Origin of the sequence: Marinibacterium sp. SX1, assembly GCF_050389775.1 — a bacterium.
Classification (GTDB): Bacteria; Pseudomonadota; Alphaproteobacteria; order Rhodobacterales; family Rhodobacteraceae; genus Marinibacterium.
Genome location: NZ_CP177144.1, coordinates 273728 through 294449, shown reverse-complemented (window position 1 = coordinate 294449; position 20722 = coordinate 273728). Strand labels below are relative to the sequence as shown.

General features: G+C 68.8%; 17 protein-coding genes. 3 read left to right on the top strand and 14 right to left on the bottom strand.

Translation table 11 applies throughout. From position 1 onward, the window contains the following. Window positions 1-98: 98 nt before the first annotated feature. Both dapA and ACK3BB_RS01325 read left to right on the top strand, forming a co-directional pair. On the top strand, window positions 99-971 hold the full coding sequence (dapA, locus tag ACK3BB_RS01330) for a 4-hydroxy-tetrahydrodipicolinate synthase (protein WP_428926927.1): 873 nt from the start codon (window positions 99-101) through the stop codon (window positions 969-971). Window positions 972-1066: 95 nt separating this feature from the next. Further along, window positions 1067-2266 (top strand): M20 aminoacylase family protein, encoded by a 1200-nt coding sequence (locus tag ACK3BB_RS01325; RefSeq protein WP_428926926.1) that lies wholly within the window; start codon window positions 1067-1069, stop codon window positions 2264-2266. Window positions 2267-2499: 233 nt separating this feature from the next. On the opposite strand, the gene xsc is transcribed toward ACK3BB_RS01325, so the two are convergent. From xsc to ACK3BB_RS01300, 5 genes are all read right to left on the bottom strand, one after another. After that, window positions 2500-4275: a sulfoacetaldehyde acetyltransferase gene (xsc, locus tag ACK3BB_RS01320; protein WP_428926925.1), complete on the bottom strand. Its 1776-nt coding sequence runs from the start codon at window positions 4273-4275 to the stop codon at window positions 2500-2502. 240 nt (window positions 4276-4515) lie between these two features. After that, complete coding sequence (locus ACK3BB_RS01315; protein WP_428926924.1) at window positions 4516-4863, bottom strand: DUF4440 domain-containing protein; 348 nt, start codon at window positions 4861-4863, stop codon at window positions 4516-4518. A gap of 363 nt (window positions 4864-5226) precedes the next feature. Next, window positions 5227-6696: a PLP-dependent aminotransferase family protein gene (locus tag ACK3BB_RS01310; protein ID WP_428926923.1), complete on the bottom strand. Its 1470-nt coding sequence runs from the start codon at window positions 6694-6696 to the stop codon at window positions 5227-5229. Window positions 6697-7025: 329 nt separating this feature from the next. Continuing rightward, window positions 7026-7985, bottom strand: a complete 960-nt coding sequence (locus ACK3BB_RS01305) for an NAD-dependent epimerase/dehydratase family protein (protein WP_428926922.1) — start codon at window positions 7983-7985, stop codon at window positions 7026-7028. A 369-nt stretch (window positions 7986-8354) separates the two neighbouring features. Next, on the bottom strand, window positions 8355-8813 hold the full coding sequence (locus tag ACK3BB_RS01300; protein ID WP_428926921.1) for an Lrp/AsnC family transcriptional regulator: 459 nt from the start codon (window positions 8811-8813) through the stop codon (window positions 8355-8357). A 147-nt stretch (window positions 8814-8960) separates the two neighbouring features. Between ACK3BB_RS01300 and ald the strand changes: the two genes are divergently transcribed. Beyond that, window positions 8961-10079, top strand: a complete 1119-nt coding sequence (gene ald, locus ACK3BB_RS01295) for an alanine dehydrogenase (protein ID WP_428926920.1) — start codon at window positions 8961-8963, stop codon at window positions 10077-10079. 103 nt (window positions 10080-10182) lie between these two features. Here ald and ACK3BB_RS01290 read toward each other — a convergent pair whose 3' ends face one another. The 9 genes from ACK3BB_RS01290 to ACK3BB_RS01250 form a co-directional block, all read right to left on the bottom strand. Continuing rightward, window positions 10183-10986 (bottom strand): mechanosensitive ion channel family protein, encoded by an 804-nt coding sequence (locus tag ACK3BB_RS01290; RefSeq protein ID WP_428926919.1) that lies wholly within the window; start codon window positions 10984-10986, stop codon window positions 10183-10185. A 600-nt stretch (window positions 10987-11586) separates the two neighbouring features. Beyond that, window positions 11587-12036, bottom strand: coding sequence for a YtoQ family protein (locus tag ACK3BB_RS01285; protein WP_428926918.1), 450 nt, complete (start codon window positions 12034-12036; stop codon window positions 11587-11589). 154 nt (window positions 12037-12190) lie between these two features. Beyond that, window positions 12191-13093 carry a shikimate dehydrogenase gene (locus ACK3BB_RS01280; RefSeq protein ID WP_428926917.1) on the bottom strand — a complete coding sequence of 301 codons (903 nt, stop codon included), beginning with the start codon at window positions 13091-13093 and terminating at the stop codon, window positions 12191-12193. A 302-nt stretch (window positions 13094-13395) separates the two neighbouring features. Continuing rightward, window positions 13396-15471, bottom strand: coding sequence for an exonuclease domain-containing protein (locus ACK3BB_RS01275; protein ID WP_428926916.1), 2076 nt, complete (start codon window positions 15469-15471; stop codon window positions 13396-13398). Beyond that, complete coding sequence (locus ACK3BB_RS01270) at window positions 15464-15847, bottom strand: response regulator transcription factor (protein WP_428926915.1); 384 nt, start codon at window positions 15845-15847, stop codon at window positions 15464-15466. The genes ACK3BB_RS01275 and ACK3BB_RS01270 overlap by 8 nt, the downstream gene beginning before the upstream one ends. A gap of 109 nt (window positions 15848-15956) precedes the next feature. Further along, a complete protein-coding gene (locus ACK3BB_RS01265; protein WP_428926914.1) occupies window positions 15957-16457 on the bottom strand; it encodes a hypothetical protein in 501 nt (166 codons plus the stop codon). After that, window positions 16457-18229: a DUF294 nucleotidyltransferase-like domain-containing protein gene (locus ACK3BB_RS01260; RefSeq protein ID WP_428928800.1), complete on the bottom strand. Its 1773-nt coding sequence runs from the start codon at window positions 18227-18229 to the stop codon at window positions 16457-16459. The genes ACK3BB_RS01265 and ACK3BB_RS01260 overlap by 1 nt, the downstream gene beginning before the upstream one ends. 289 nt (window positions 18230-18518) lie before the next feature. Beyond that, window positions 18519-20303 carry a sodium:solute symporter family protein gene (locus ACK3BB_RS01255; protein WP_428926913.1) on the bottom strand — a complete coding sequence of 595 codons (1785 nt, stop codon included), beginning with the start codon at window positions 20301-20303 and terminating at the stop codon, window positions 18519-18521. Between the two features lie 10 nt (window positions 20304-20313). Further along, window positions 20314-20568 carry a DUF4212 domain-containing protein gene (locus tag ACK3BB_RS01250; RefSeq protein ID WP_428926912.1) on the bottom strand — a complete coding sequence of 85 codons (255 nt, stop codon included), beginning with the start codon at window positions 20566-20568 and terminating at the stop codon, window positions 20314-20316. Window positions 20569-20722: the final 154 nt, after the last annotated feature.

The window sequence follows — 20722 nt, the reverse complement described above, 5'->3', positions numbered from 1 at the left end:
GGGCTTGAGCATCCAAGCGTATTGTGTGTATCGGCATGTACAACTCACAAAAGCGGTAGTGCCGGGGAGAGCCTACCGCCTAACCCAGGAGCGCGACCATGTTCAAAGGTTCCTTGCCGGCCCTTGTCACCCCGTTTGCAAACGGTGCTGTGGATTACGACGCGCTCAAGAAACTTGTCGACTGGCATGTCGACCAGGGATCGCACGGGCTGGTGCCGGTCGGCACGACCGGGGAAAGCCCGACGCTGACCCATGTCGAACATGAACGCGTCGTGACCGAGGTCGTCAAGGCCGCAGCCGGTCGCATCCCGGTGATTGCCGGGGCCGGGTCGAACAACACCGTCGAGACCGAGCGTTTCCTGCAGCATGCCGCGGCCGTGGGCGCCGACGGGGCGCTTGTCGTGACACCCTATTACAACAAGCCGACCCAGCGCGGGCTGATCGCCCATTTCACCGCGGCCCATGAGTGCTGCGACCTGCCGATCATCATCTACAACATCCCCGGCCGGTCGGTCGTCGACATGACCCCGGCCACGATGGGCACGCTGTCCCGCCTGCCGCGCATCGTCGGGGTCAAGGATGCCACCGGCGACATCGCCCGGGTCAGCCAGCAGCGCGCGTCCTGCGGCCCCGATTTCATCCAGCTTTCGGGCGAGGATGCCACGGCGCTGGGGTTCAATGCCCATGGCGGTGTCGGCTGCATTTCGGTCACGGCCAACGTGGCGCCCCGGCTCTGCGCCGAGTTCCAGGAAGCCACGCTGGTCGGCGATTACGCCCGGGCGCTGGAATTCCAGGACCGGCTGATGCCCCTGCACGAGGCGATCTTCATCGAGCCCGGGCTGGTCGGGGCCAAGTACGCCCTGTCCAGGCTGGGCCTGTGCTCGGAAGAGGTGCGCCTGCCGCTGACCGGCGCGCTGGACGAAACCAAGGCAGCGATCGACGCGGCCATGGTCCATGCCGGCCTGCTCTGATCCATCGCGTTGACAGGGCCCGCGGGCCTTTCCATGGTCTTCTGACGGGGCGTCCGGTGCGGGCGCCCCTTCTGCCATGAAAGGAAGCCCATCCCATGTCCGCCGCCCCCGACCTGCCCACCGATGTCACGATCCTGGCGCCCATCGCCGAAGCGGCGCCCGAGCTGGAAGCGATCTTCCGGGATCTGCATGCCCATCCCGAGCTGGGCTTCGAGGAGGTGCGCACCAGCGCGGTGGTGGCCGAGACGCTGAAGGCCTACGGGGTCGACGAGATCCACACCGGGCTTGGCAAGACCGGCGTCGTCGCGCTGATCCACGGGCGCGAGAAGGGCAACCGGCGGATCGGCCTGCGGGCCGACATGGACGCCCTGCCGATCGACGAGATCACCGGGCTGGACTATGCCTCGACGACGCCCGGGGTGATGCATGCCTGCGGCCATGACGGCCATACGACGATGCTGCTGGGCGCGGCGAAATACCTGGCCGCCACGCGCGATTTCGCGGGCACGGCGGTGCTGATCTTCCAGCCGGCCGAAGAGGGGCTGGGCGGGGCGCGCCAGATGCTGGCCGACGGGCTGTTCGAGCAATTCCCCTGCGACGAGATCTACGGCATGCACAATTCGCCGGGCACGCCGCCGGGCAAGGTGAGCATCTGCAAGGGCGCGGCCATGGCCGGGGCGGCTTTCTTCGACATCAAGGTCGCGGGCAAGGGCAGCCATGCCGCCGCGCCGCACATGTCCAAGGACGCGCTGATGATCGCGGCGACCCTGGCCACCCAGATTCAGACCATCCTGTCGCGCAACATCCCGCCGCAGGACACCTGCGTGCTGTCGATCACCCAGCTGCACGCCGGTTCGGCCTATAACGTCGTGCCGGAAACGGCGACGCTGGCCGGCACGATCCGCTATTTCAAGGACAGCATCTACGAGCTGGCCGGGGCGCGGATGCAGGCGATCTGCGACGGGTTTGCCCTGGCCCACGGGGTCGAGATCACGCTGGACCTGCGCAATGTCTTCGACGTGTTGCAGAACGATGCCGAGCTGTCGGATGCCTATGTGGCCGCGGCCGGGGATATCGTCGGGCCGGCCAATGTCAGCGACAACGAACCGCCGGTGACCGGGTCGGAAGATTTCGCCGACATGCTCAAGGCCGTGCCCGGGGCCTATGTCCGGCTGGGCCATGGCGGGACGGTCCCGCTGCACAACCCGGCCTATGTGCTGGATCCGGGCATCCTGCCGGTCGGCGCGTCGATCCTGGCCCGGGTGGTCGAAACCCGGCTGGCTGCCGGGGCCTGACGCCTGGACCGGCACGGTCTGGCGACCGGCTGGGCAAGACGTGAAGCCCGGACGGGGACAAGGCCGGACAGCCGGACGGCGGAATGCCTGATGACCGGGAGGGGAAAGGCTTCACGACCGGGCCGTGGCCTGACAGCCGGAAGGCGCCAAGGGTCGGGCCGGGTCCAGATTTTTCCAGAAAAATCTCGGCGCGGGCGGGGCAGGGGGGCCGCCGCCCGGGCCGGGTGTGCCGGTCAGGCCTTTTGCGGGCGCATGTCGGCCGGGTCGATGCCGGCCACGGCCACGGGCTTTTTCATCGCGTCGCGGCGGAAGGGCTCGCCCAGTTCCTGGTTGATCAGCGCCTCGATCAGCGTGGTGCGCCCGTGCTCCATCTGGTCGCGGATGGCCTCTCCCAGCGCGCTGGTCAGCTCGTCCATCGTCCGGGCCACGACGCCCTGCAGCCCGCAGGCCCGGGCGATGCCGGCATAGGTCACGTCGTCATCCAGCTCGGTGCCCACGAAATTGTCGTCATACCAGAGCGTGGAATTGCGCTTTTCGGCGCCCCATTGGTAATTGCGGAAGACAACCATCGTGATCGCCGGCCATTCCTTGCGCCCGATGGCCGTCAGCTCGGTCACCGCGATGCCGAAGGCGCCATCGCCGGCAAAACCCACGACGGGCACGTCGGGCTGGCCGATCTTGGCGCCGATGATCGAGGGCAGCCCGTAGCCACAAGGCCCGAACAGCCCCGGCGCCAGGTATTTGCGGCCGTCCTCGAAGGCCGGGTAGGCATTGCCTATGGCGCAATTGTTGCCGATGTCGGACGAGATGATCGCCTCGCGCGGCAGGGCGCCCTGGATCGCGCGCCAGGCCATGCGCGGCGACATCCAGTCGGGCTTGTCGGCCCGGGCCCGGGCGTTCCAGCTGGTGCCCGGATCGTCCTCTTCGTGGTCCATCGACGACAGCTGCTGGGCCCAGCGGGATTTCGTGTCGGCGATCAGGGCCTTGCGCGTGTCGCGGTCAGCATCGCCGGCGCTGTCGTCCAGCCGGTCCAGCAGCGACCCGGCCACCGCCCGGGCATCCCCGACGATGCCCACCGAGATCTTCTTGGTCAGCCCGATGCGGTCGGGGTTGAGATCGACCTGGATGATCCGGGCATCTGAGGGCCAGTAATCCATGCCATAGCCCGGCAGGGTCGAGAACGGGTTGAGCCGGGTGCCCAGGGCCAGGACGACATCGGCCCGGGCGATCAGCTCCATCGCGGCCTTTGAACCGTTATAGCCCAGCGGGCCGGCGAACAGGGGGTGCGAGCCGGGGAAGGCATCGTTGTGCTGGTAGCCTACGCAGACCGGGGCATCGAGCCGCTCGGCCAGGGCCATCGAAGCCGGGATCGCGCCCGACAGCACCACGCCGGCCCCGTTGAGGATGACCGGGAACCGGGCCGAGGACAGCAGCTCTGCGGCCTCTTGCAAGGCCGTCTCGCCGCCGGAGGGACGTTCGAATTCCATCACGTCGGGAATGTCGATGTCGATGACCTGGGTCCAGAAATCCCGGGGCATGTTGATCTGGGCCGGGGCCGAGGCGCGCTTGGCCTGGATGATCACGCGGTTCAGCACTTCGGCCACGCGGGACGGGTCGCGGACCTCTTCCTGGTAGGCGACCATGTCCTTGAACAGGGCCATCTGCTCGACTTCCTGGAACCCGCCCTGGCCCAGGGTCTTGTTGGCCGCCTGGGGCGTGACCAGCAGCAGCGGGCTGTGGTTCCAATAGGCCGTCTTCACGGCGGTGACAAAATTGGTGATGCCCGGCCCGTTCTGGGCGATCATCATCGACATCTTGCCGGTCGCCCGGGTGTAGCCATCGGCCATCATCCCGCCGGAGCCTTCGTGGGCGCAATCCCAGAAGGTGATGCCTGCCTTGGGAAACAGGTCGGAAATGGGCATGAAGGCCGAGCCGATGATCCCGAAGGCATGTTCGATCCCGTGCCGCTGGAGGGTTTTGACGAATGCCTCTTCGGTGGTCATTTTCATGGGCGAGCCTCGTGGGTTGGGGGGTGATGGGCGCAGCTGTTCCGGCCCGCCGGAGCGGGTGTGTCGGGCAGACGGTACGCATGGTTTCAGGGGACGGATAGGGCCAGATGGTGGCCCGTCTTAGGTCCAGCCGGCGCTGCGCGGCGTCGTCGGGCGGCCCGGCGCCGGTCAGGCCGGCGCGGGGTGGTGTTTCGAGGAGGCGTGGTGTGGGAGGATCAGGCCGGGGGCCAGCGGGGAGGATCAGGCCGGGCTCTGCTGGTGGGCCAGCAATTTCCAGGCGTCGCCCTCGCGCACATAGGTGCTGGCGCAATAGGCTGCATAGGCCGGGCCGGGCGCGTCGGGGCGCTGGCCGATGGCCTTGTAGGCCAGGACAACCGTGTCCTTCGATACCGTTTCGCAGGTGGCCTCGAAATCGACGTCGGTCCAGCGCGGGGCCTGGGTCAGGGCCTCGGTGATGGCCGAGCCGCTCAGGATGCCGACCGGAGCCGGAAAGACCATGCAGGCGGCCTCGGCCAGGTGGTTGGCGTGGAAATCGGGACCGTCGAGCCAGAAGCTGCGTTCGGTTTTCCAGTGCTGTTCGAAAGCCATGATGTCACCTCTTGGTTTCGCTAACGGGTCAACGCGCGGCCCCGGGGCGATGTTCCTGCGGCCCTACGGGCGCCCGGCCTGGGTGGCAGGGGGGATCGTGCGGGGAGACGGCTGCTTGACCGCGCCTTGCGGGTGTTTTTGCCTTGCCTTGCCTTGCCTTGCCTTGCCTTGCCTTGCCTTGCCTTGCCTTGCCTTGCCTTGCCTTGCCTTGCCTTGCCTTGCCTTGCCTTGCCTTGCCCTGCCCTGCCTTCGGCAAGCGCTCAGCCGACCCTCTGCCTGCGGGCAGGTGCCCAGCCGGTGCCTCAGCTTGTGGGCCGGCGTCCTGCCGCCAGCCTGAGCTTGCGGCATGCCCCCCGCGGCCGCCTATTCTTGCGGGCCGGCCTCCAGCCGGGCGGCGATCCGCGCGATGCCTTCGGGAATGCGCGCGGCGGGGATCGAGGAATAGGCCAGCCGGTAGAAATTGCGCGGCCGGCGGGCGGCGTGGAAGAACGGCGCGCCCGGCTCGATCAGCACGCTGTCGGCCCGCAAGTCGCGGGCCAGAACGGCCGTGTCGGTGCCCGGCGGGGCCTGCATCCAGAAGGACGACCCGCCGAACACCCCGCGCCCGGCCACGTCGATGCCATGCCGGGTCAGCGCCTCTTCGACGACCTTGCGCCGGTCGTTCAGCGCCGTGGCCATGCGCCGGATCTGGGCATCGTAATGGCCCAGCGACAGGAAATAGGCGGCGGTGCGCTGGATATGGCCCGGCGGGTGGCGCAGGACCGAGGCGCGCAGGGCACGGGCCTCGCGGATGAAGGGCTCGGAGCCGACCAGGTAGCCCAGCCGCAGCCCGGGGAAGAGCGACTTGGAAAAGCTGCCGACATAGATCACCCGGCCCTCCTCATCGAGCGATTTCAGGGCCGGGGAGGGCGCGCGCAGGAAGGCCATTTCGAATTCGTAATCGTCCTCGACGATCAGGGCGCCGATCTCGCGGGCGCGGTCGAGCAGGGCGCGGCGGCGGTCCATGGGCATGGTCGAGGTGGTCGGCGACTGGTGGCTGGGCGTGGTGAACACCACGTCGGTGCCCGGGGGGATGGTTTCGGGCGGCAGGCCGTCGGCATCGACGCGCAGGGGCGACAGGGCGCAGCCGGTCTGGACCAGGATATCCCGCTGGGCATGGTAACAGGGGTCTTCGATCGCCGCCCGGCGGTCGCGGGTCAGCAGCAGCTGGGCGGCCAGCCACAGGGCGTTCTGGGCGCCCAGGGTGATCAGGATTTCCTGGGGCCGGGCGGTGATGCCCCGGCGGGGCAGGGTGTGGCGGGCGATGAATTCGATCAGCAGCGGGTCGTCGGCATCGTAGTAATCGGTGGTGAGGGCGGTGAAATCCTTCTGGCCCAGGGCCTGCATGGCGCAGAGCCGCCAGTTGGCGTGGTCGAACAGGGTGGGGTCGGTCTGGCCGTAGATGAAGGGATAGCGGTAGGTCTGCCAGTCGCGGGGCTTTTCGGGCGTGTCGCCGCCGGTGAAGCGCCGGGCCAGGGTGGCGGGCCAGTCGACGGTGTCGCTGCGCCGGGGGGCGGGGCTGAAGGACGGGGGCACCGGGGCATTGTCCGAGACGAAATAGCCCGACCGCCCGCGCGAGGAGAGGTAATCGTTGGCCAGCAATTCGGTATAGGCCAGCGTGACGGTGATGCGCGACACGCCCAGGTGGCGGGCCAGGGCGCGGGAGGAGGGCAGCTTTTCGCCCTTGTGGAACCGGCCCGACAGGATGCCTTCGGCGACCATCTGCTGGATCTGGGCCTGCAGCGTGCCCGGGGCGTCGGGGGCCAGGAAGAAGGTGTCGACGGAAATGGCCATGGGGGTCCCGGGGCGGTGGCGGTCGATAGGGCGGCAGGCAGCGGGGTAAACCCCGCCCTACGCGGCCCGGCGCTGCCCGGGGGGAGATTAGTCTGGACCTAAGGGGCGCGCAATCTGGACTGAAGGGCAGGGGCCGTGAAGGGGGGCGGCGCGTGGTCTGATGGGCTGGGAAAAGCGCGGCGCATCGGGCGCGGGGCACAGGGGCCGTGGTTGTGGCAATCAGCACGTCAGAACGGCCAGGCACCGTGGCCAGCCCCATGATACGCCACAGCGACCCAGCCCGATCGGCCAATCCCGGCAACAGGCTGCGGTGCGGCGTAGGGCGGGGTTTACCCCGCCGCCCCGCCCGCCGCCGCCTCGGCAGCCAGCCGGTCCAGCAGGGCCTCGGCGCTGGCCGCGAAATCGAACCGCGGCCGCCAGTCCCATTCGGCCCGGGCCGGTGTGCTGTCCATCTCGTCCGGCCCGCCGCCGACAAAGCCCATCACCGCCGGATCGGGCCGGAAATCGCAGGAAAACCCCTGGACCCGGGCGGCCAGCTCGGCGGCGATCTCTCCGGCGGTCAGGCTGTAGCCATGCAGGTTGTAGCCCGGGGTGATCAGCCGCGACCCGTCGGCCCGGGTGATCTGGACGATGGCATCGACCACGTCGTCGAGGAACAGGTTGGACATGCCCGTGGCCTCGGTCACCGGAAAGGTAAAGGCCCGGCCCGCGACCGCCGCCCGAAAGGCATGGCTGGGATAGGCCGTCAGCGCCGCCGGTGGGGCAAAGGGTGACAGGACCATGGGAAAGCGCAGGCAGCGGAAATCGAACCCGTGCACCCGGCGCAGGTAATGGCCCATCCGCTCGACGGCCACCTTGGTCGCGCCATAGATCGTTTCGGGCCATTGCGGCGCATCGACGGCCAGCGGCGAGGGCAGGCCCGGCCCGTAGGTCGCCACGCTGGAGGAGAAGACAAAGGGCCCGGGCACCAATTCGCGGGCCATCTGCATCAGGGTGACCGAGGCCGTGGCATTGATCTCCCAGGCGGCCTTTGGATCGGCCTCGGAACTGCCCGAAAGCAGCGAGGCCAGGTGGATGACGGCGTCCGGCGTCTCGGCCAGCAGGGTCGCCCGCAGCAGGTCAGCGTCGCGGATGTCGCCGGTCACGACCCGGGCGCGGGCGGCGCTATGCGGCCCGTCGCTGCCGGGCAGGTCAAAGCTGACGACCCGGCTGCCCTGGGCTTCGAGGCGGCTGGCCACCAGCCGGCCCAGGTTGCCGTTGCCCCCGGTGATCAGGATGGTGTCGGTCATGGTGATGTCCTCCCGCGGGCCAGTATGGCCGGGGCGTGCGGACAGGGGAAGCGCGGTGTGTGGTCTCTGCGCAGGTTGGCTGCGGGGGATAGGCGCGGCGAGGGTCGGGGCCGGTTGCACGTACGAGAGAGGAAATCGTGGTTTGCACTGGGAGGGGAATGCAGCGGGTCGGGGCCGTGAGGTGTTGAGCGGCCCAAGTCGGAGCCGGTTGCAGGGCGTGTGGGGAAGTTGCGATCTGCGCCGGGTAGGGCCGGAAGTAGTTGTCCGGGGCGTCAGAGGTGGAGACCCGTGCCAGAGAGCGCAGGCCGGGGGACGGATGTGCAGCGGGTGCGCCGGGTCGGCTGGATTAAGGGAGACGCGCGCCGGTGATCAGACGGGCAGGGCCGTGGTCTTGAACACCGTGCGCAGGGCAAAGGAGCTCTGCATCTGCACGACTCCGGGCAGGCGGGCCAGGTGCTGGCGGTGGATGCGGGCGAAATCTTCGGTATCCTCGGCAACGACCTTCAGGATGTAATCGGCCGCCCCGGCCATCAGGTGGCATTCCAGCACATCGGGTATCCGCGCCACGGCCTTTTCAAAGGCATCAAGCACCTCGTCGGTCTGGCCCTGCAGCTTGATCTCGACGAACACCGTGGTCGGCACGCCCAGCTTGCGCGCGTCCAGCATGGCCACGTAGCCCCGGATGTAGCCTTCGGTTTCCAGCCGCTGCACCCGCCGGTGACAGGCCGAGGGCGACAGATTCACCTGGGCCGACAGGTCGGCGTTGGAAATGCGGCCCTTGCGCTGCAATGCGGCAAGGATACGTCGGTCAATCGTGTCGAGGCTCATATGCGCGGGAATCTCCTGTCTCGGGCGCGTATCGCACAAGATTATTCGAAAAGCCATTCCGGCCGCGAGGGGGAAAACACGCCGATTGCGGGGCGGATGGGGCAAGATGGGTGCATCATCCGGCAGATGGCTTCGGGAGGAGATGGCATGAAGATCGGTTGTCCGAAAGAGATCAAGGCGCAGGAATTCCGCGTCGGGCTGACCCCGAACGCGGTGCGCGAGGCGGTGGCCCGGGGCCACGAGGTGCTGATCGAAAGCGCCGCGGGGGCCGGGGCGGGCTTTGGCGATGGCGATTACCGGGCTGCCGGGGCGCGGATCGTGGACACGGCCGCAGAGCTCTTTGCGGCGGCCGAGATGATCGTCAAGGTCAAGGAGCCCCAGCCCGAGGAACGCGCCCGCCTGCGCGAGGGCCAGGTGCTGTTCACCTACCTGCACCTGGCGCCCGATCCGGCCCAGACCCGCGACCTGCTGGCCTCGGGCTGCACGGCGATTGCCTATGAAACCGTGACCGATGCCGGCGGCGGGCTGCCCCTGCTGGCGCCGATGTCCGAGGTGGCCGGCCGGCTGGCGCCCCAGGTCGGGGCCTGGTGCCTGCAGAAGGTCAACGGCGGGCGCGGCGTGCTGATGGGCGGCATCCCGGGCGTCGGCCCGGCCAAGGTGGCTGTTATCGGTGGCGGGGTGGTGGGCACCCATGCGGCCCGGGTGGCCGCAGGCATGGGCGCAGAGGTCACGGTGCTGGACCGTTCGCTGCCCCGGATGCGCTATCTCGATGACGTCTTCGGCGGGGTCTTTGCCACGCGTTATGCCAGCTCGGGCAACACGGCCGACCTGGTGGCCGAGGCCGACCTGGTGATCGGCGCGGTGCTGATCCCCGGGGCGGCGGCGCCCAAGCTGGTCAGCCGGGCCCAGCTGAAGGACATGAAGCCCGGGGCGGCGGTGGTCGACGTGGCCATCGACCAGGGCGGCTGTTTCGAGACCTCGAAGGCCACGACGCACCAGGATCCGATCTACGAGGTGGACGGCATCGTGCATTACTGCGTGGCCAACATGCCCGGAGCGGTGGCCCGGACCTCGACCATCGGGCTGGGCAATGCCACCCTGCCCTTTGTCCTGGCCCTGGCCGACAAGGGCTGGCGCCAGGCCTGCGAAGACGATCCGCACCTGCTGGCCGGGCTGAATGTCCATGCTGGCCAGCTGACCTATTACGCCGTGGGCAAGGCCCTGGGCATCGACGTGATCTCGCCGGCGCTGGCCCTGCGCGGCTGAGGGGGTGACCCGGGCGCGCGCCGCAAGCTGGCGCGCCCGGATGCATCTGCGTTGCGTCCCGCCCGCCGCCCGCGACGCGGGGCGGGTGGGGCGGACACGGCGATCAGCCGTTCTTCACGATCTCGACCGCATGGGGATAGGGGATCGAGATGCCGTTGGCGTCAAAGGCTTCCTTGACGGTCTTGGTCAGGTGGAACTTGAGATCCCAGTAATCCGAGGCCTTGCACCACAGGCGGGTCGAGATATCGACCGAGCTGTCGCCCAGGTTGGTCACGCGGATCCAGGGCGCCGGATCGTCAAAGACCCGGGCATCGGCCTTGGCCAGGTCCAGGATCAGCTGCATGGCCTTGTCGGCATCATCGTCGTAATCGATGCCGAAGGTCAGGTCGCAGCGCCGGGTGGTGTGGTGCGAGTAATTGGTGATGATCGCGCCCCAGGCCTTGCCGTTGGGCAGCACGATCTGGACGTTGTCGGGCGTGACCAGCTCGGTCATGAAGAGGTTCAGGTCGGCCACGGTGCCCGAGGTCCCGCCGATGTCGACATACTGGCCCAGCTTGTAGGGCCGGAAGAGGATCAGCATGACCCCCGCGGCCAGGTCGCTCAGCGTGCCCTGCAGGGCCAGGCCGATTGCCAGCGAGGCGGCACCCAGCACGGCGACGAGGCTGGTGGCCTGGATGCCGAAGATGCCCAGAACCGCGATGAAGACCATCAGCAGGATGCCCCACTTGACCAGGCTGGCGAAGAAGCCGGCCAGGGTCTGGTCGATGCGCGGGGTCTTGGCCAGGCGCTTGCGCACGGAACTGCTGAGCGCGCCGGCCAGGATCCAGCCCAGGATCAGGACGACCAGCGCCTTGATCGCGTTGAGAAGAAGCGGCGTATATGCCTCGACGTTGTCCATGAGTTCCATGATGCACTGTCCTCGATTGTTCTTTTTCCTGCCCCGAAGACACCATGTCGCGCCTGGATGCGCAATCATTGTCGGCCCCGACACATTTGCCGGGGCGGCGCCGGGGGCCGCGCTGCCCAGATAGCGTGAGACGGATGGCCCGCAAGCCGGGCGACGGGGCGGCAGCGGATCGGGGGAGGTGTGGTGCGCCGGGGACACGCCAGACGACGGATAGCGTGGCAGTGCGGGGTGCGGGCGGGGTGATCCGGGGCCAGGTGATACGGCGGCGGACTAATGCGGGCGATCTGTCGTGGGCCCGGCGTGTCACATGTCCGGGCAGGCTGATGCCGACATTGCCCCATGCGCCGATGCGGGCCATTTGCAGGAGGCCATGGGTCGACCACCCCTGCGGTGGGCGCCGCTTGGGCCGATGCGAGCCGTCTGAACGGGGCCATGGGGCGCATGCCGATGCGGTGGGTACTGCTTGGGCGGATGCGAGCCGACGGGCAAGGGGGCGGCGCGGACAGTGCACCATGCGCCGTCGGGGGCCGAGCGATCGGGCCACGTGGCCCCGGCGGGCAACCGGGTGGCGATGGGGCGGGGTGGGCCCGCCCCGCCGGTTCAGCCGGGCAGGGTGCCGGTCAGGACATAGCGCAGGATGTCGACGACCTGCGCGGGCTCCTGGGCCACGGCCAGGGCGGCGGCATCGACTTCCTTCAGCGCATGGGCATGCGCCGGGCCATGCAGGATGATCAGCGACTTGCCGAGGGCCGAGGCATATCCCGCGTCGAACGCCGCGTTCCATTGCTTGTACTGGTCGCCAAAGCGCACGACGACAACGTCGGCATCGGCGATGCCCTTGCGCGTGCGGATGGCGTTGACCATCGCGCCCTTGTGGTCGTGCCAGAACTTGTCGGGCTCTTCGCCCAGGATCGCCACGCCGCAATCGTCGCTGGCCGCGTGGTCGGTGACCGGGCCGGAAAAGGCCACGTCGAGCCCTTCGGCCCCGGCCACGATCTGCTCGCGCCAGTCGGTGTGGATCTCGCCGGACAGGTAGACGGTCAAGGTCATGGTCGGATGTTCCCCCGCGTTGGTAATTGCCAGGGGCCGGTGGTGGCACCGGTGGCGCCGGCCGGCCCTGTTCGGCCCCGGCTTACCCTGTTTCGCCCGGCGGGGAAATGCGGCGGGTATCGGCCCGGTATCGGCCCGGGCCGGTGCGGCCCGCCTATCCCGCCCGCCGGCGCTCTTCGACCTGGCCGCGCAGGCGGCGGACATCGGGGGCCATGCCGGTCATCAGGTGAAAGTCGCGCATCAGCCGGAAGACGGCCAGGCCGACGCCGCTGATCACCATGCTGCCCCGGTCCCGGGCAGCCTGCAGCAGCGCGGTGTCGAACGGGTCTTCCAGCATGTCGGCCACCCAGTGGTCATCCAGCAGCGCCCCGGCCGCGATGGGCAGGCCCGGCCGCTTCGGTCCGCCGACCGGGCAGGCATTGACGATGCCATGCACCTGTTCGGCCACCCGGGCCGGATCGTCGGCCACGATGCCGTTGCAATCCAGCGCCAGCGCCTCGGCCCGGTCGGGTACCGGATCATGGATCAGCAGCCGCCCGGTGCCCAGGTCGCGCAGCGCATGGGCGGCGGCGGCCCCGGACGGCCCGGCGCCCAGCACCAGCACATCGCCCGGCGCCCGCTGGCCCAGCGACCGGCGCAGGCTTTCGCGAAAGGCCCAGGCCGTGGTGTTGTGGCCCAGCCGCACCCCGTCGCGGAACAGGATTGTCGTCACCGCCCCGGTGGCCCGGGCCGAGGGCGACAGCTCGTCCACGTGGGCCAGCGCCGCGCGCTTGTAGGGCGATGCGATATTGGCCCCGGCAAACCCGGCGATTTCCAGCATGTCCAGCATCTGGGCCAGCGAGGGCCGGGCGCGGACCATGGCTTCGGGGTCGAGATGATCGATCTGCAGATCAAAGCCCAGGGCCTGGGCCTCGACGGCATGCAGAACGGCCAGCGAGTGTTGTGCCAGCCCCTGGCCGACCAGCGCGATACAGACCGGCCCGCCGAAGGGCCGTGCCCGTTTTCCGGGAGCACGCCCGGCGATCCGCTTCGGTCCGTTCGACTGGTTGTGACGCATGGCTTCGTCCTTCTGGCAAGCGAATGTGACGCAACGTAACGAACTGATTATTCCTGATTGATGAGCAGCTTCACGGCGCCTGTCAAATCTTTTACGGCCCGTGATCGCGGCCGCTCGCGGCGTGTCGCGGCACGACATTGTGTAGCCCGTTGCATTCCTTAACTTTATTCCGGTGACAGGTATAATGCGCCTGAAACCGCCATATCGCAATTTTTCGATGTGTCGCGAAGCGGCGTCAGGGGCGGAGAGACGAATCGGTGATATATCACCCTATTTCCTGACAATTTTCCCCAGATTCTCGCCTAGTAATTCTGCGCCCGGCGCTGGCGGGTCTGGCGGGCGCTGGCCTCCATCGCCTGGTCCAGCGTGGTGATGCCCGCGCTCTCCAGCAGGCCGATCAGGTGCACCAGCACCCGGGCAGTGGCCATGGCATCGCCGATCGCCGTGTGGCGCTCTTCGGGCGGGATCGGAATGCCCAGCCGCTCGGTCAGCCCGTCGAGGCTGAGATCGGCGGAAGGGTCGAACAGGGCGGCCGAGAGCAGCACGGTGCAGAGCACGGGCATGTCGAAGCGGAGGCCGATACGGGTCTCGGCGTTCCTGAGAAAGGCCATGTCGAAGGGCGCGTTATGGGCGACCAGCACGGCCCCTTCGCAGAAGGCATGAAAGCGCTGGCCGGCGGTGGCGATGCCCGCCGCGCCGGCGACCATGTCGTCGGTGATGCGATGCACCAGGGTCGAGGACGCGGGGATCGGGCGTTCGGGATCGACCAGCATGTCAAAGGTCTCGGCCCCGCGGACCTTGCCGTTGACGATGCGCACCCCGGCGATCTGCACGATGCGGTCGCCGTCGCGGGGCGACAGGCCGGTGGTTTCGGTGTCAAAGACGACAAAGCTCAGCCGGTCGAGGCGCATCGCCCCCAGAGCGGCCTGGTCATCGCCGGCGGGCGCGGCCTCGGGCAGGTCGAAATCGTAGAAATCCGACCAGGGCGCGGGTGGCCGGCCCGACACCGGGATGGCCGCGGGCAGGTGCAGCACCAGGCCCGGAGGCTCGCCCGGGCCGGTGGCCCAGATGTCGGTGCCATGGGCGACCAGGGCATCGCGCCCGGTGGTGCGGCCATAGCCGTCGGACAGGGGCTCGGCCAGCCAGTCCTGCAACGGGCCGTCCAGCAGGGCGGGGCCCTGCCAGTGCAGGGTCAGCCGGGCATCCTGGCCGTCCAGCGCGGCCAGCAGGGCAAAGCCCCGGCGGGCGGGATCATCGGCCAGCCGGTCGAGCAGGTTGCCCAGCAGGGCGGCCACGGCAAAGGGATCGCAGCGCAGCCAGACCTGGCCGGTCTCGCCGGCAAGGTCGCGGCCGGACCGGGCGCGCAGGGCGTCCAACAGGTCGGAGGCGGCCAGGTCGACCATAGGCCAGGCTCCGGCGGCCAGGGTTTCGTAGCGGCCTTCGATGTCGCGCAGGCAGGCATAAAGCCGGTCCAGCTCCTCGGCCTGGGCGGCGGTCAGCCCGGCCCGGGTGTCGGCATCCAGATCGGGCACGCCCTGCAGCACTTCCAGCGCCGCGCCCATGGCCGAGGCCGGCCGGCGGACGCCTTCCATCAGGGCGTTGAACAGGGCGTCGCGCCGGGCATGGGCCTGCAGTTCGGCGGTGGCATCGCGTAGGATGATGACATGGCCTTCGGTGGCCTGGGCGGCGTGGATCGGGGCGATCCGGCCCAGCAGGAACCGGTCGCCACAGGCACTGGCCGCGAGGAAGGTCTCGGGCCCGGTTTCCCCCCGGGCCCGGCGCAGGGCCAGCCGGTCCAGGGCCTGTTGCAGCGGTTCGTGGCGGAACAGGGCGGACAGGCTGCGATCCAGGCCCAGCCCGTCGAGCAGGTCGCGGGCGGCGCGGTTGAACAGCATCACCCGGTTGTCGGGCGTGGTGACGATGACCCCTTCGGCCAGGTCGCGCACCAGCGTTTCGAACAGGTGTTTCTCGCGTTGCAGCCGGGCGGTTTCGGCGGCCACGGCCCGGGCCTGGGCCGAGCGGGCCTCGGCCAGGGCGGTGTTGATGGCATTGGCTGCCGGGGCCAGGGCGCCCAGATAGCGGGCCGGGGCCTCTTCGATGCGCCGGCCGCCGATGTCGGCGGCGGCCCGGGTGGACAGGTCGGCGGCCAGGGCCAGGATCGGCCGGGCGACATTCTCGTCGAAGAGCAAGGCGATCCAGGCGCTCAGCCCGGCCAGGCCCAGGGCGCCGACGATGCCCGCGATGACATAGCCGTCGGGGCCGGTGCCAAAGCGGCTGGCCCCGAACCACAGGCCGAGGCCCAGGATGGCGCTGCCGCCCGTGGCCAGGGCGGCGAAGAAGGCGGCGATGCGCAGCCGCAGTCCGGCACGGTCATGCATGGGCATCCTGGCCCAGCAATTCGGCGATGCAGGCGGTCAGCTCGGTATTGGCGAAGGGCTTGATCATGAACGCGTCGGCCCCCAGGGCCATGCCCTTGCGCCGTTCGACCTCGCCGCCCCGGGCGGTCATCATCAGGACCTTGACGTCGCGCAGGTCGTCGCGGGCGCGGATCTGCTGGCAGACCTCGTAGCCCGACTTGCGCGGCAGCATGACATCCAGCACGACCATGTCGACCGGCTGGTCGTCCAGCGCGGCCAGCGCCGCCTCGCCATCGGCCACGCGCAGGGTGTGATGGCCCATGCGCCCGATCAGGAATTCCAGGGCAAAGGCGATGTTGTTCTCGTCCTCCACCAGCAGGATCGTCTTGCTGTCCATCGCGTCCCTCCTCCTCAAGGCGCTTCGGTCGACGGGCCGGCCGGCGGGTGGCAGCCGGGTCTTCGGGGGTGCCGAGCCGCGCGTCACATCGCGGCCCGGCGCCCCGGCATCAGGCGCAGACCGCCGTGATCAGCGGATCGGCCGCGCCCAGTTCGTGCCAGGCCGCGGTCTGCGGATCGCCAAGCGCGGCATCGCTGACATCGGCCCGGGCATGGCCGGTGCAATCGATCAGCTGCGGGATCGTCGCCGTGGCCCGCCAGCGGGCAAAGAGATAGAGATCGACCAGCATCACCCCCGGCGCCTCGGCATTGGTCTGCACGCTGGACGTGTCGACGGCCAGCACCCGGGTGGTCTGGGGAAAGGCATAGGTCCAGGGCTTCCAGGGATAGGTATCGGCCCGGGTCTCGACGGTCTGCAGGCCCTCGGGCAGGCCGTCGATCGTGCGCCCGCCCCAGGAATATTCCGACCAGATGGTAAAGCCGATCATGGCCAGCCCGCCGGCCGCGGGGATCAGCCAGCGCGGCATGGATTTCCAGACCAGCCCGAGCAACAGCGTGGCCCCGGCCATGCCGATCCCCGCGCAGAAGGTTGCCATCAGTTCCATGATCATCAGCCGAGCATCCCCGTGTTGTGTCCCGCGGCCGATTGCATCGTCTTGACCACCATGAAGGCGTCGCGCAGGTGGTTTCGTTCCAGATCCGACAGCTGCCCGGGTGCCATGAAATTGTCGGGCGGTTCGCCGAGGCGGATCCGGGCGGCCTGGTGCCGCAGCCGAGTGTCGGCGATCAGGTCGTAGGCGTCCAGCAGTTCCGCCTGTCCGGCGGCCGACATCACGCCCGCGGCGCCGGCGGCCTCGATCCGGTCCCGCGTATTGACCACGTCGAGCGCGCCGCGCAGGGCAAAGACCCGGCCCAGGTCGACGACGGGCACGACGCCGGAATGCTTGAGATCGACCTGGTTCTTGTGCTCGCCCGAGCGGATCAGGGCAAAGCCCCGGAACAGCGAGATCGGCGGGGTGTGTTTCAGCGAATTGGCCACCATGTGGGCGACAAAGATCGAATTGGCCCGGGCGGCGGCCAGGGTTTCGGCCTGGAGATCGTCGAACAGCTCGCGCGTGCCGCCGATCGGGCGCAGGTCGAACATGACCGAGGCCAGCATCTGGGCCTCGGGGTCGGGCCGGTCGATCCAGCCCCGGAAATAGGCGCGCCAGACCCGGCGTGGCTGCCGCCAGCGCGGGTTCGTGGCCATCATGTCGCCCGGGCAATAGACATAGCCGCAGGTGGCCAGCCCGTCCGACACAAAGCGCGCCAGGGCGGCGAACCAGGCATCGTCGCCGGGCGTGGCGGCATCGTCGAGGATCAGGCAATTGTCCTGGTCCGACACGCCGGTCTGTTCGCGCCGTCCCTGGCTGCCGCAAGCGGCCCAGAGATAGGGCACGGGCGGCGGACCGAGCTGTTGCTCGGCCAGGATCAGCAGGCGGCGGGTGACGGCATCGGTGACATCGGTGATCCGCCGGCAGATGGCCTGGGGGCTGACCCCGGCCGAGACCAGCTGGCCCAGCAATTCGGGCGTGCGGGCGACGACACGGGCCATGTCCTCGGGGGAGCAGGCTTCGACGATCTCGGCGATCATGTGGCTGGCCGTGGCGGCCTGGTGGCGGAACAGGTCGGTCTTGCCGATCATGCCGACGATGGCGCCGTCCTCGGCCACGGGCAGGTGGCTGATGCCGTGATCGGCCAGCATGACCAGCGCATCCAGCCCCAGCGCCGACGCCGGAATGGTCACCGGGTTGGCCGTCATGATGCGCGACACGGGAATGTCGCCGGGCAGGCCTTCGGCCAGCACCTTGCCGGTCAGGTCGCGGGCGGTGACGATGCCGGTCAGGTCGGCCCCGTCGGTCACCAGCACAGAGTTGATCCGCCGGTCGCGCATCAGCCGGGCGGCCTCGGTCACGGTGGCCATGGGCAGGCAGGTCACCGGCGTGGCCGACATCAGGTCGGCGACCTTCAGGGCGGTCAGCCCGGTGGCATAGGGCCCGTCATCGCCCGTGGTGCCCCGTTCGAACCAGGCCCCGAAGCTGGGATGGTGGCGCACGAGGTTGCGGAAGATGTCGGGCGGGATGACAAAGACCGTCGTCGGCTCGATCGCGCGGGTGGTCACCCGGGCGCGGCCATCCGACAGGATGCCCCGCTGGCCCAGCATGTCGCCCGGCCCCCGGCGCGAGACCACGGTGCCCCCGGCGGCTTCGGATTGGGTCGCGCCGGTCTCGATCACCATCACCCCGGCCAGCGGCTGGCCCTTTTCATAGAGCAGCTCTCCGCCGGCCAGCCTGCGCCGGCTGACCCGCGTTTCCAGGTCCGGGCCAAGATCCTGGGGCAGCATGTCGAAGGGCGGGTGGCGCAGCAGCGCCTCTATGCCGGTCTGGGCGGTCACGTGGTCTGGCCTCTGTCGGGTCCATGGCATCGGCGGGCGGGGGATGCGCCCCGGGGCGTGCCGATCGGCGCCCGGGTCGCAGGGTAACAGGCGGATCAAAGGTCCAAAAAGGCCCCCCTTGCTCGATGCCGGCGGAAATGTCCGGCAGGGGGGAGTTGGGTGGAAGGGGCCGGCGGGCCCCTTCCGGTGGCTGGGTCACTGCAAGGGAAGCAACAGTGCCCGGATCCGGTGCGCCGGATCAGTGCGCCTGGGCCGAGCCCGCGCCACGCGGCACGCGGACGCTTTCGACCAGCTCGACGATTTCCTGCGGGGTCTCCTTGGTCATGCCCGACACGGCATAGGCGACCGCAAAGTTGATCACCGCACCGATGGCGCCGAACGATGTCGACTTGACCGTGAAGAGGAGCGGGTCGGCATCGGTGAAGCTGTTGGTGTCGGGGATGAAGAACCAGCCCTTGTGCAGGAAGATGTAGACCAGCGTGGTGACCAGCCCGGCCAGCATGCCCGACACGGCGCCCCAGTTGTTGATGCGCGTCGAGAAGATGCCCATCATCAGCGCCGGGAAGATCGAGGCGGCGGCAAGGCCAAAGGCCAGGGCCACGGTCTGCGCGGCAAAGCCCGGCGGGTTGAGGCCCAGGTAGGTGGCCACGGCGATGGCCACGGCCATGGCGATCCGCGCCGAGAGCAGTTCGCCCTTTTCGCTGATGCCCGGGTTGATCGCGCCCTTGATCAGGTCGTGGGACACGGCCGACGAGATGGCCAGCAGCAGACCGGCGGCGGTCGACAGCGCGGCGGCCAGGCCCCCGGCGGCCACCAGGCCGATCACCCATGCGGGCAGGTTGGCGATTTCCGGGTTGGCCAGCACCAGGATGTCGCGGTTGAAGTTCGTCAGCTCGTTGCCGACCCAGCCGTTCTCGGCGGCCTTGGCCTGCATGTCCGCCGAATTTTCGTTGTAATACTGGATCTTGCCGTCGCCGTTCTTGTCTTCCCAGCCGAGCAGGCCGGTTTTCTGCCAGGTCAGCATCCAGTTGTACTCGGGGTCTTCCTCGATGGTCTGGACCGCCACGGCCTCGCCATCGGTGCCATTGGGCCAGAACATCTCGGTGATGTTCAGCCGGGCCATGGCGCCCACGGCCGGGGCCGTCAGGTAGAGCAGGGCGATGAAGACCAGCGCCCAGCCGGCGGACCAGCGGGCGTCCGACACCTTGGGCACGGTGAAGAAGCGCATGATGACATGCGGCAGGCCGGCGGTGCCGATCATCAGCGACAGGGTGAAGAGCACCATGTTGAACGTGTCGCCGTGATGGGCCGTGTATTCGGCAAAGCCCAGCTCGGTCACGATGGCATCCAGCTTTTCAAGCAGCGGCTCGCCGCTGGCAGCGTGATCGCCGAAGAGGCCCAGGGCCGGGATCGGGTTGCCGGTCAGCTGCAGCGAGATGAAGATCGCCGGGATCGTGTAGGCCAGGATCAGCACGACATATTGCGCCACCTGGGTATAGGTCACGCCTTTCATGCCGCCGAACACCGCATAGGCGAACACGACACAGGCGCCGATCAGCAGGCCGGTGGTGTTGGACACTTCGAGGAAGCGGCCAAAGGCCACGCCGACGCCGGTCATCTGGCCGATCACGTAGGTGACGGAGGCGACGATCAGGCAGATCACGGCGACAAGGCGCGCGGTCGGGCTGTAGAACCGGTCGCCGATGAATTCCGACACGGTGAACTTGCCGAACTTGCGCAGGTAGGGCGCCAGCAGCAGGGCCAGCAGCACGTAGCCGCCCGTCCAGCCCATCAGGTAGGTCGAATTGTCATAGCCGGTGAAGGCGATCAGCCCGGCCATCGAGATGAACGATGCGGCCGACATCCAGTCGGCGGCGGTGGCCATGCCGTTGGTGACGGGGTGAACCCCCCGGCCGGCGGCATAGAATTCCGAGGTCGATCCGGCCCGGGCCCAGATCGCGATGCCGATGTAGAGCGCAAAGGACGCGCCCACGAACAGCAGGTTGATGACGAATTGGCTCATGTCTCAGTCCTCACTGCTCGTCGACGCCATGCTCGCGGTCGAGCTTGTTCATGCGGAAGGCGTAGAAGAAGATCAGGCCGAGGAAGACCAGGATCGACCCCTGCTGGGCAAACCAGAAGCCCAGGTCGGTTCCGCCGACGCTGATGCCTTTCAGAAGCGGGCGCAGGATGATCCCGAACCCAAAGGATACCACGGCCCAGACGACCAGGCTCCATAGGATGAGGCGCAGGTTGGCCTGCCAATATGCATTGCTTTCGTCGGACATCTGTCTCTCCCTCGGTCCGTTGTTGCGGGTGCGGCCGGGGTGGAACCGGCCGCCCTGTCAGAAACCTGCCGCGGCGCGCCCGAAGGCGGGGGCAGGGTCGTGTCGGATGGCAACGAAGGCGCGGGACAGCGGCCCGGACAGGTCGCCGCCGGAT